The following is an 11,904-nucleotide window of genomic DNA, read 5'->3' as shown; positions in this document are numbered from 1 at the left end:
TGAATCAGGGGCTAATTCGTTTTTTTCCCCGTTTCTTTTTTTCTTTACTTTTTAATTTATACATTATCCGGGTGAATGTTGCTCAAACAGGGATTTTGGTTAGCATGAGGGTAAGGTGCGGTTTCTGGCGCGTATAGGCTGGTTGGTGTGTTTTGGGCGGCAAAAAGCAGGAATTTCGGTTTCCATAGCATTAAATTTCATTGTTCTACATAAATAAATAAACAGATAAAACTATGTCATTAATTCCTCCTTCAATTACGACAGGTTCATTGGAAAGCTGGGAGTATTTTGCCTCCTACGGTGACCTGAGGGGCTGGGCGCTGCTTGATGGCGTGCTGAATGCGGCTGATTCTACGAATGCTGCATGGCATTATAACATGCATGCCAGTGCAGAAAATCGTTCAATTGTCTTTGATGCATGGGAATATCTTGCATCGAACATTGATCTTATGAACTGGCTTGGTGCTGACGGCATTACCGATGCTGACGCAATCAAGGCAGCACAGCACTATATTACGAACGGTGCGGCTGAGGGACGTTCAATGGGCACCTTTGACTCTGCAGCCTATCTTGCAGCAAATGCTGATTTGAGAGATTGGCTTGGCGCTACCAATTATGATGCAGCGGCCAAACACTACATTCAGTTCGGTCGTGCGGAAATTGCAGCCGGCACTCCTGGTCGTCTCCTGAGACTCGATAACAGCTTCACGCTTACGACTGATGATGATACCGCAACAGCCAATGTGTTCAACTCGGCGCCAAAGCTGGTTCCCGGCACAGGCTACCTGACGACACTTTCAGACAACGACGTCTTGACAGGTATCGGCACCAACCCTACGCTGAATGTTGAAATTGGCACACAGACTGATTTCACTTCAGAGGAGGCCATGATTCAGCCAACACTCAATGGCATTACTACAGTTAATGTTGCCTGGACGAGTGATGATGTTACAGAATTGATTCTCGCTGATGCAGATTTGCTGCAGACATTGAATGTTACACGCATCACGGCAACCAATGCCTCTGTCAAGCATACTGAATTGAGCGCTACGGTATCAACAATTACCCTGAACGATGCAACCCGTTCCGGAACCGTTGACTTCACTACAAGAGAAGAGGTTCTCACAGGAACGTCAGACGTTCTGGCCTTCGGTGTGAACAATGTTCGTGTTCACAAAGTGACGCTGAACGAGGGTGGCGATAATGATGCTGACCTTGGTTTCTACTACGAAACCATCAACATGGCATCGAACGCCACGAACGACGTTGATGCGCTGACGATCGGCGCTAACACACGCGAAGATCTGCAAAATGATTTACCCTCTGGCACAACAACCCAGACACTGAGCATTACAGCCGGCGCTTCAGTCGGTGCTGCGGGTTCCCTTGAAATCAACCAACTGACGGCAAATGGTCTGGAGACCATCAACATCGTCGCGAACCACCGTGTTGATATCGTCAAAGACAAACTCCTTCCCTTATCTCCAGGCAACGATGGTATCTCGACAAACGATCTGGAAACTGTGAACATTTCCGGCGCAGCCAACGTCATGATTGATGGCCTCGATACCACCAAGCAGGATGCCGGAGTAGTGCTGACCGTGAACGCAGGTACCATGACCGGCAACCTGAAACTTGGTGTTCAAACGCCTTCCGATGGTAACCCTTCGACACTCTACGCATTCCGTGCAGACGAAGATCTGAAAGTCACGTCAGGATCCGGCAATGACCAGATTCACACTTACGGTGTGCTTGCAGGCGATATCTCCACCGGCTCTGGTAACGACGTTGTTGCTATCCGTGGTTGTGAAATGGGTTCCGCCGACGTCGAAGGTGTATCGCAGATTGATACCGGTACCGGTAACGATAGCGTAACAGCCGCATCATTGCTGGTGACAGCTCATGACAAGGACGAATCAAACAACACCGGTTTTGACGATGTAACAGCAGCTTCGATTGTGACCGGCGATGGCAACGACTCTGTTACAGTAACAAGCTTGACAAGCGGTTCCGACTGGGACAACATTACCCTGACTGACGGTAACAAAAATGACCAGCAGAAGAAGATCGGCGCAATTGTAAACACGGGTACAGGCACAGATGCAGTCATCTTTACCATGGTTGCTGAAGGCGCTTTGGTTGATACCGGAGCTGATAACGATACGGTAAGCGCTGGTTTGACAGATTATGCTACTATTCTTGCCGGAGATACCGATGCAGATGTACAGACCCTTGTCGATGCTACACATGGCGACTCCGGTAACGCATACACCGATGAAGTCTCCTCGCTTGGTGTTATTGATCGTCTCGGCGCTATCGTTGATTTGGGCGCTGGTGCAAACGACGTGATCAACTTCACAGAGTCTGATGCCGGTATTGCCGATACCATGTCTTCCGCTCCGACAGAGACAACCCGTTCTGCATTTACTATTGTAGGGCGTGATGCAGAGCTTCGTGGTGCTGAAACCATGAACGTGACGGCACTTGATGATGTCAATGTTGATGTTCTTACCACGATGGCGGATCAGGATACAACGATGGCTGGTTCACAGACAGACCTCAACGTCAACATTATCGGTACCCAAATCCTGAATTTGACGGTAGCGAACCAGATCGAGGATACCGATACGGCTGATACCATTGTACAGCACACGAACGGTTTCCATGCTGTAAATGACAACAACGCTACAGATGGCGCAATCACGACAGACGTTATGCGTTTTGATGCAGCATTGGCAACCATTAACCTTGCCTCACAGGAAAAATGGCTGGAAACGGGTCCGGCAACCGAAAGCTACGAGGCTGGTACCAAGACCACATTCACGTTGAACAACATGCGTGAAGGCGTAGCTTTGACACTTTCAGCATTCGAAGCAACCGGTGTCACCGGTGGCGCTCTTGTTGATGACAGCGTTCTGGCAATCAGCACAACGGATCAGGACACGCTTACGGGTGGTGTACAGGTAACCGGCGCGATTACCACGAATGCGCCAGCTACAGACGTTTACCTGAACATTAACTATGATGGTGCGCGTGACCTGAACGATGCCGCAGCATTGACCATCAATGCCGCAGAAGCATTCGACCTCTCTTTGAATGTTGATTCGCATGTTGCTACCGATACCGTTGGTAACGCAGCTTCAACAACCGACGATGATACAACGCTGGTTGAGAACTTCACCCTCACCTTCTCTGATGCCAATGCGCACTCAGTAGACATGAATGGTTTTGGTGATTTTAACTTCCGCGCAACCCGTGCTCCACTTGTTGCAGGTGATGTCTCTTCCACCGCTGTTACCTCCTTCACCCTGAACTCTGGCGCTGCTGCCGGCGCAGGCATTGAGGTCAACAACGTCAATGCTGACACTATCCGCGTCAACAATGCTGCAGGTACAGCAGTAACTGCTGCAAACGTAACCCTGCGCGTGGATGTCGACAACAACTACAACATTGCAACAGGTTCCGGTACAGACATCATCGACATGCGTCTGGATGATGTTCGTTCGGATGACACGGTATCTGCATTGAACCGTGCCGACACTGTCAGCGCTGGCGACGGTCGCGATACGCTGATTGTTGATGGCAACGATGACCTCGGCACAAACGACAACGCAGGTGTCAGCCCTTCAATGATTGTCAACGATGATGTCTTTATGAATCTTGACAGCATCGAAACGATTCTGGTTGACACGGCAACAGCTAACAACGGTGGAAACGGCGATTTGACGATTACCATCGACGAGCAGGCAGGTACCGGCGCAGGCAACACGAATGTGGATACCATCCGCATGATCGGTAACCAGGATAACCGGCTTGATCTTCTGATCGGTAACAACTTCACGGTTGGTTCAACGGTCAACACCCAGAACATTGCTGGTGGTGCATTGCTGATTGATCTGAATGCACACCTTGCCCAGACCACATTAAACATCGAGAGCAAAGACGATGATACCGATATTCAGTTTGTAAACATGGATATCCAGGTTGCAGCCAAAGGTGGTACCATTATGAACATGGTCAACTCCGGCTCACAGACGGCTACGGTTGAAGTTCGTGTTTATACCGCTGATGAAAACGATGCACATGTCATCAGCTCCAGTAACACTGGTACCGGTGATGGAAATGTTGATATCAACACCGGCTATGTTGGCAGCGCAGCTACCCTGGCAGCAGGCGCTTTCGACAAACTCGTTTTGGTTGAAGGTGCAACGGCAAACGACGGTGGCGCTGAGGGAGCCATGACCATTGCGATCGCCGATCGCTGGACTGGCAGTACCTTTACCGTAGACGCCTCGGCAGTGCTCGATACTGACGCAAACCTCTCTACTGGTGGTGCAGCAATCTCTGTTGAGTATGGAGATACCGCTACATTGCTGATCCATGGTACACAAAACAGCGATACCATCATCGGCGGACGTGGAACAGACACCATTAATGGCTGGGCCGGTAACGACATCATCGTTGGTGACGAAGTAACAAATCAGCCAGAGCTGGAAGTTGTAACCTTTGCAGCAACGTATGATGCCGGGGATGTGATTACGGTTACGCATAACGGTCAATCCATTATTGCAACAATCGGTACGGACGGAGTAAACGGTGCCGCAGTTGCAACTGCGATTGCAGCATATGATGGTGCTGGATCAGACGGTTTGGCAGATAGCATCACAACGGCAGGTACGCAGTTTGGTTCTGCTACTGCTGTTGCTGCTGCTGACAAGCTTCGTTTGACCGGTGCAGTTGCTGGTACAGACTACACGGTAACAGCTACGACGAACAATGCCGGTGACAACACGCCACAGATACAGACCTTGACGGTTTCACGTACTGGGAGTCTTAACCCTTTTGATAATGATACTGAGACTGTTGAAGTTCAATGGGAAGGTACCAGTTACCAAATCGCGACCGTAAAAGAACAATCATTACCAAATGAAGTTGTAATTACCTATCTCCCTGGTAAAACAGCTTTTGACGCAGCAGTATCAGCAGCTGGATGTACCGCTGTATCAGTAATTTCAGGTACTACACCTACAGCGACTCTTACTGTAACTGTAACAGGTTTGCCAACAGGTGCTCCGTTCGATCCGATGATAGTAAATATCCTTGCTGGTACTTATGCGGGTCAACAGACGACAATGAATTTAAGCACGGTCCCTGGAGATCTGGGATTTGTTCAGCCTGATCCGAGTGTGGCTACTGAAACCGTGGCTCGTTCGGTTATCGGCGCTGCTGATACCATCAACGGTGGTACCGGTAATGACAACATCTCCGGTTTGATTGGCGCTGACGTTCTTGACGGCGGTGAGGGAATCGATACCGTGAACTACAGCCTGAGCCTCGCGGCGGTAACGGTGAACCTTGCAACAAACGTTGTTTCCGGTGGTGATGCCCAGGGCGATACCATCAGCAACTTCGAAAACGTGACGGGTTCAAACTACCACGATGTTCTCACGGGCAGCGATGCAGCGAACACTCTGGATGGCGGTGCTGGTCACGACACGATTTATGGTGGCCTTGGTGCTGACTTGATTCTTGCCGGTGAAGGTCAGGACGTTGTTGACGGTGGCGCTGGTATTGACACCATCAACTTGACTGAGTCTGGTGTTGCTCCTTCAGTTCAGGTTAAGGATACGGTGAGTTCTGATGTTATCTCTCTTGTCAATGCTGACCTGATCACAGGTTTCGCTTCCGGCACAGACAAGTTTGATTACAATGGTGCATTGTTGAACGGTCTGGGTACAAACGCTGATGGCATTGCAGGTACTGATGTTATCACTGCTGCGACATTTGCTGCTGGATTGGGTGACCCTCTTAGCACTGCCGGTGTCGTATTCATCGCTCAAACCGGAGTTGGAAGCGCGGTATTTGCAAATGTGCTTGCATCTACTGCTTCTAACTTGACGACTAACTACGCTGCTCTTGAGGCTCAGTTGCTGGGTGCTGGTGGTGCATTGAACGGTACTATTGTCGGCCTTGATGCTGTTCTGACTCCTGCAGACAGTGCGCTGCTGGTACTCGATAATGGTGTTGGTTCTGTCGTCTTGCGTATAACCAACACAGATGCAACATTGGACACCTTGTCAGCAAATGAGGTGGAGTTGGTTGGTGTATTTGTTGACACTCCAGCTTTGGCAGCGGCTGACTTCATCTAAGCCGAAAGGCAGGATGCTTCAGTTGGCAGCCTCGTTCCCCGAGACTGGTTTACTTCAGTAAGCCAGTCTCGGGAATGCAGAAAGATTATAAAAGCCCCCCGGTGCCTCGCGAGCGCCGGGGGGCTTTTTTTATGGGACTCTTTTAAAATTCAATGTCTCTCTTTCCGGAACCGTTTCGTTCTTTATGGAGTCGGCTGGAGGCCATAAGTGCGGGCTGTGCAATTGTGGTGTGGGTGCAATCACGGGAATGGCTTTCATGAACCATCACCGTTCAGCATTTGCGCAGGGTTGAGGAGGCAACCATCCCAGGGGTGCAGCTCTTTGGTTCTTGACCTCGTCTTGTTTCAGAATACTTGATTTGTCGAAGCCGAACTCTATCTCGAACTTGCGGTTCCAGGTTTAGATCTTGTCGATGTCGTAGAAGTGTGCATAGGAGTCTTGATGTAGTTCTGGAAATTTGGCCTTGGGGCACTTGAGTGTCCAGCAAGAGTAGACTTCTGATTTTTAATTTATGAGAAATAAATATGTGCATTGGTGCGATAAATTAATTAATTTTTGGGAATACGTATATTTTTCAAATACTTCAGGAGATCTCTCATGGTTACCTCAATTGTTGCTGGTTCGCTTGACAGTTGGCAATATCTTGCCTCGTATGCCGATTTGATGGATTGGCTCGGCGCTGATGGCCTTACCGATGCTGACTCTGATACGGCAGCGCAGCATTACAACAATTACGCACGGAGTGAGGGACGTACGATCACCTTTAATGCATGGGAGTATCTTGCCTCAAATCCGGACTTGATGAACTGGCTTGGCGCTGATGGTTTTACCCATGCTGACGCGACAACGGCGACAAAACATTACATCGAGCATGGATATCACGAGGATCGTACCATCACCTTTGATGCGTGGGAGTATCTTGCCTCAAACCCTGACTTGATGAACTGGCTTGGCGCTGATGGCGTCACCGATGCTGATGCGGTTACGGCAGCGAAGCATTACATGCAGTATGGGGTTCACGAGGATCGTACCATCACTTTTGATGCTGCAGCGTATCTTGCAGCGAATGCTGATTTACAGCACTGGATTTATGATCTCCTTCATCTGTCTGGTGATGCGGCAAATGATTTCGCAGCACAGCACTATATTACAAATGGCCGTTTTGAGAATCGTATGGGAACACCCGTAGAAAGCTACGCGTTGACCACTGCCCAGGATAATAAAAGCGCTTACCATTTTACCTCCAACCCTGCCGGAACGCTCAACACCCTGCAAAATTCTGATCAGCTTACCGGGCTTGGTGATGAAGCCACATTGACCGCTGTGCTTGTTAATCCGAACGCGGATGCAGGTTATGTTATTGCTCCCGAGTTGAACAATATCAAGACTCTGGAAGTTGAGTTCGGTGCTACCAGCTATCTCAGCGGACTTGATTTGCAACATGCCGATCAAGCACTTACAACTGTTAATGTTACCGGAGTCTCTTCTGGTGGTTTCGTTATTGATAATCTTCCTGCCAGTGCGAACAATCTTTCGGTTTCCAACACTCAGGGCCTTCCAGATATAACGTTCAGTTGGAGGGGTGTGCCGCCAACTGAATTTCTCCTGAGACTGTTGATATGCGACTTCTATGCCCATAATCTTACTCTTAGTGGTTATACCGAATGGCAGTGGCGTAATATCGTTCTGTGGGCGTGCGGTGATCCAGCCATTGATCTTTTAGATGTAAATACTTTTCCATCAGGGGTTACTGTCAATTCTCTGGAATTGACCATTACTGCATTGGGCGACCTGTTCATTGGTGAGGATTGGAATAAGAATAACAACATTATCGAGCATGACAATGGGTTTACCCCGGACTCGGTTGCAGGCCTTAAAAAAATTACGGTTACAGGCATTGGAACCGGAACCGTTATCCTCGCTTCTGTAGGGAGTGTTAAGGGTTTTGTGCTTGATGGTAGCGCAGCACAGGGCAAAATTGCCGTCAATATCTCCAATGCTGCCGCCGACGCATCGGCAGTATTCACCACAGGCAGTAATGATGATACCGTGCTTGTTGACCGGGTGTTGACTGCGTTTTGGACAAGTAATGATGGTGGTGACTATGGCCCTGCCGTAACCTTTGCGGGCCACCTCAACACCGGATCGGGCAATGACTCCGTTACTGCCCATCATCTTGCAGCAACAGCATCAATCACCACTGAGGCAGGAGAAGATAAGGTTACTCTTGCAACGGATACTTCTGTATTGATTGCCGATGGTGCAGAGATCTTGTTAGGTTCAGACAATGATACCCTCAGGATCACCGTAACCGGTACAGGCGTTGCGCGGATTGAAGGCTCTGTTGATGGAGGCGAAGGTCGCGATACAATGATTGTTGATGGCAACTATGACCTCGGCACAAATAACAAAGCCGGTGTGAGCCCATCAACGGTTATCAACGATGATCTCTTTGTGAAGCTCGACAGTATCGAAACAATTCTTGTTGATACAACAGCGGCTAACGGTGACTTGATGATTACCATCGACGAACAGGTTGGCACTGGCGCAGGCAACACGAATGTGGATACCATCCGCATGATCGGTGAGCAGAATAACCGGCTTGATCTCCTGATCGGTAACAACTTCACGATTGCTCCAACGGTTAACCCGGATAGTTTTGGTGGCGCCGCGCAGACGATAGGTGGCGCCCTGTTGATTGATACACATACACATAGGGTCGCAACCGTGCTGAACATCGAAAACAAAGACGATGATACCGATATTCAGTTTGTAAACATGGATATCCAGGTTGCAGCCAAAGGCGGGAGCATCCTGAACATGGTCACGTCAGCCGCACAGAGCGCACAGGTTGAGGTGCGTGTCTACACCGCGGATGAAAACGATGCACACGTCATCAGCTCAACAAACGCTGGTAATGCTGATGGTTTGGTCGATATCAACACTGGCTATGCTGGTAGCGCAGCAACATTGGCTGCAGGCGCTTTCGACAAACTTGTGGTGCTTGAAGGTGCAACGGCAAACGACGGAGGTGCTGAGGGAGCCATGACCATCACGATCGCTGACGCATGGACAGACAATACAACAGGCTTTACTCTCGACGCTTCTGCGGTATTGGATACGGACGCAAACCTTGCTACCGGTGGTGCAGTGATTACGGTTGAAAATGGTGACCTCGCTGACTTGACGATTCAGGGTACGCAGAACAGTGACGCCATCACTGACGGACGTGGAGCCGACACCATTAACGGTAATGCAGGAAACGACACGATCTCTGCCGGTGAAGGTCAGGATGTCGTTGACGGTGGTGCTGGTATTGACACCATCAGCTTGACTGAGACTGGTGTTGCGCCTTTAGTTCAGGTGAAGGATACTGTGGTATCTGATGTTATCGCTGTTGCTCATGCTGATTTGATCACAGGCTTTGCTTCCGGCACAGACAAGTTTAATTACAATGGTGCACTGTTGAACGGTCTGGGTACGAACGCTGATGGCATCACTGGTATTGATGTTATCACTTCTGCGACGTTTGCTGCTGGATTGGTTGACCCTCTTAGCACTGTCGGTGTCGTATTCATCGCTCAAACCGGAGTTGGAAGCGCGGCATTTACAAATGTGCTTGCATCTACTGCTTCTAACTTGACGACTAACTACGCTGCTCTTGAGGCTCAGTTGCTGGGTGCTGGTGGTGCATTGAATGGTGTTATCGCGAACCTTGATAGCGTTCTGACTCCTGCAGACAGTGTGCTGCTGGTCCTCGATAATGATTCAACCGGTTCTGTCGTCTTGCGTATAACCAACACAGATGCAACAGGGAATACCTTGACAGCAGGTGAAGTGGAGTTGGTTGGTGTATTTGTTAACACTCCAGCTTTGGCATTGGCTGACTTCATCTAAGCCGAAGTTCCCTGTATAAAAAAATGATAACCTATTATATAAAAAGCAAAAAGACGTGAAATCAACTTCCATCTACTGGGTACAAACGAATCAATTCCATTGCACGGGTTTGAAGTGGTGTTGGTTCGGTATCCTGGGAAATCACAGGGCTTCCTGGAGCAGATTTCAGTCTGCACCGGTTTCGACTGCGAGTGCCCAGTTCCATGATAAGCGAGCGAAAACTGTGAACGGGGAATCCCTCTTTGTTTGTTTTTGTACTTTTTTTCTTTTTTGCCGATTTGGATGAGACTGCAGGCTTGATCGGATCGCGCTCTTTCCTGTCCTGAGCAAGTTCTTCATCATCGAAGAGCAAAGGAGCAAGTGCTTGACGCATGTGCCACTCAACATAATAAACCAGCAAGCACAGAAAGATATGGGCACGAACACGTTCGGCATAATAATGGTATATGGGCCGTACCTGCAGGTCAATACTTTTGAAGGTGCGGAAAACCTGTTCAACTTTTGCTAAATTCTTATAGCTTCTTACGGTATCCTCTGCCGACAGGTTCTGTCGGCTTTCGCTGGTGCGAATAACATAGATGCCATCCAACTCCGCTTCTTGTGCGATCGATTCAGCTTTCCTCTTGAAGGAAAACTCTCCGTCAGCAATCGATAGCTCAAAGTGTTTGGCCATTTTATACCCATTGATCACCTTGCCAACCTTTTGACCAATTTCCGATGCACTCAGCGGGGTTTTCGTGCGACGATGAACCTCATCAACAATTTTTTGTAGCTTGTTTTCTGTTGCATCCAATAACTCCTGGCGCTTGCGCCTCCGTTCATCACAGAGCAGGGGGTTGAAGCAGGCGATCAGGCGTTCATCGGGGAAATCTGCCGAAGTTATTTCTGCCAGATTTTTTTCATCAAACAATGACAACTGCAAATGATTATTTGCTGCAAGTTTGCGAATGTTTTCACTTCGCAACGCTGAAATCCACCCAATCCCGGGATGAGTTTTCAGGATATCAATCTGTGTCTGAGTCAATGTACCACGATCTCCAACCAGAACCACTCGCTGCAAGGCAAAACGCTCTTTCAGCTTCTCCACTTGGTCTGCTACGGTACTGGGATCACCAGTGTTACCCGGATAAACCTCAACAGCTATGGGACGCCCCTTGACATCGGTCAGTACTCCGTAGGTAATAATTGGCTTGCCTCGCCGACCCTGTTTATCGTGGCCTAAACGTGCCAGGGGACAACAATGGCCCTCATAAGAGCTATTGCTCACATCATAAAATACGTGTTGACCTTCACCAAGGTGACGGCTTGCAAATCTCTTTTCAAGAACAGGTTGGCGTTCCAGCAACCAGTCCATGGCTGCATACAATTCATCTTCATCAGCATCCTCAACATTGAGTAACTGCGCAAGAGTTGTGCTATGCCATAACCTCGTAGTGGCCAATTTTGAAGATGGCGCAATCAGGCGTTCGACGATCATTGCCAAAACGAGATCACGCTCACGAGTCCGTCGGGCAGCGATCATTTTGTCAAGACCGATAAGACGAATCATCTCAAGAAGAGCTTCAACATGACCATGAGGCAATGAGCGTTCAATTGAAAATACCTCACTGGGTGAGACCAGCGGTTCATTTTTCAAAACCCGTCGTAACGCAGTAACCTGTTCCGGAGGCCAGTTCGAAATATTAGCCACGGTGCGTTTCATGACTTTGTCGTTCTCACGCCAAGACTCACGGAGCAAGATGGCGGGACGAGAGTTTCTATTTGGAATAATATCAACGTGCATGGGTTTAGTATATCACTAAAACCCAAATAAAACAAGCGGCTTGATGTATTTTACATGGGTACAAAATACGTAAAT

The 11,904-nt window shown here is 48.9% G+C and carries 3 protein-coding genes; 2 read left to right on the top strand and 1 reads right to left on the bottom strand.

The window, feature by feature from the left end; translation table 11 throughout:
• The first annotated feature begins 233 nt into the window (after positions 1 to 233).
• The gene (locus AC56AD_RS13070) at positions 234 to 6,149 is read left to right on the top strand and encodes a hemolysin-type calcium-binding protein (RefSeq protein WP_012509230.1); all 5,916 of its coding nucleotides are present in this window, start codon (positions 234 to 236) and stop codon (positions 6,147 to 6,149) included.
• A 597-nt stretch (positions 6,150 to 6,746) separates the two neighbouring features.
• Entirely contained in the window at positions 6,747 to 10,046 is a 3,300-nt protein-coding gene (locus tag AC56AD_RS13065; RefSeq protein ID WP_012509229.1) for a beta strand repeat-containing protein, read from the top strand.
• A 61-nt stretch (positions 10,047 to 10,107) separates the two neighbouring features.
• Here the strand turns inward: AC56AD_RS13065 and AC56AD_RS13060 are convergent, their stop codons facing one another.
• Positions 10,108 to 11,829 (bottom strand): IS1634 family transposase, encoded by a 1,722-nt coding sequence (locus tag AC56AD_RS13060; protein ID WP_012509228.1) that lies wholly within the window; start codon positions 11,827 to 11,829, stop codon positions 10,108 to 10,110.
• Positions 11,830 to 11,904 lie beyond the last annotated feature (75 nt).

The sequence above is a fragment of the Pelodictyon clathratiforme genome (assembly GCF_982375515.1).
The sequence above is the reverse complement of the archived record's forward strand: the minus strand, read 5'-3'. Positions and strand labels throughout refer to the sequence as shown.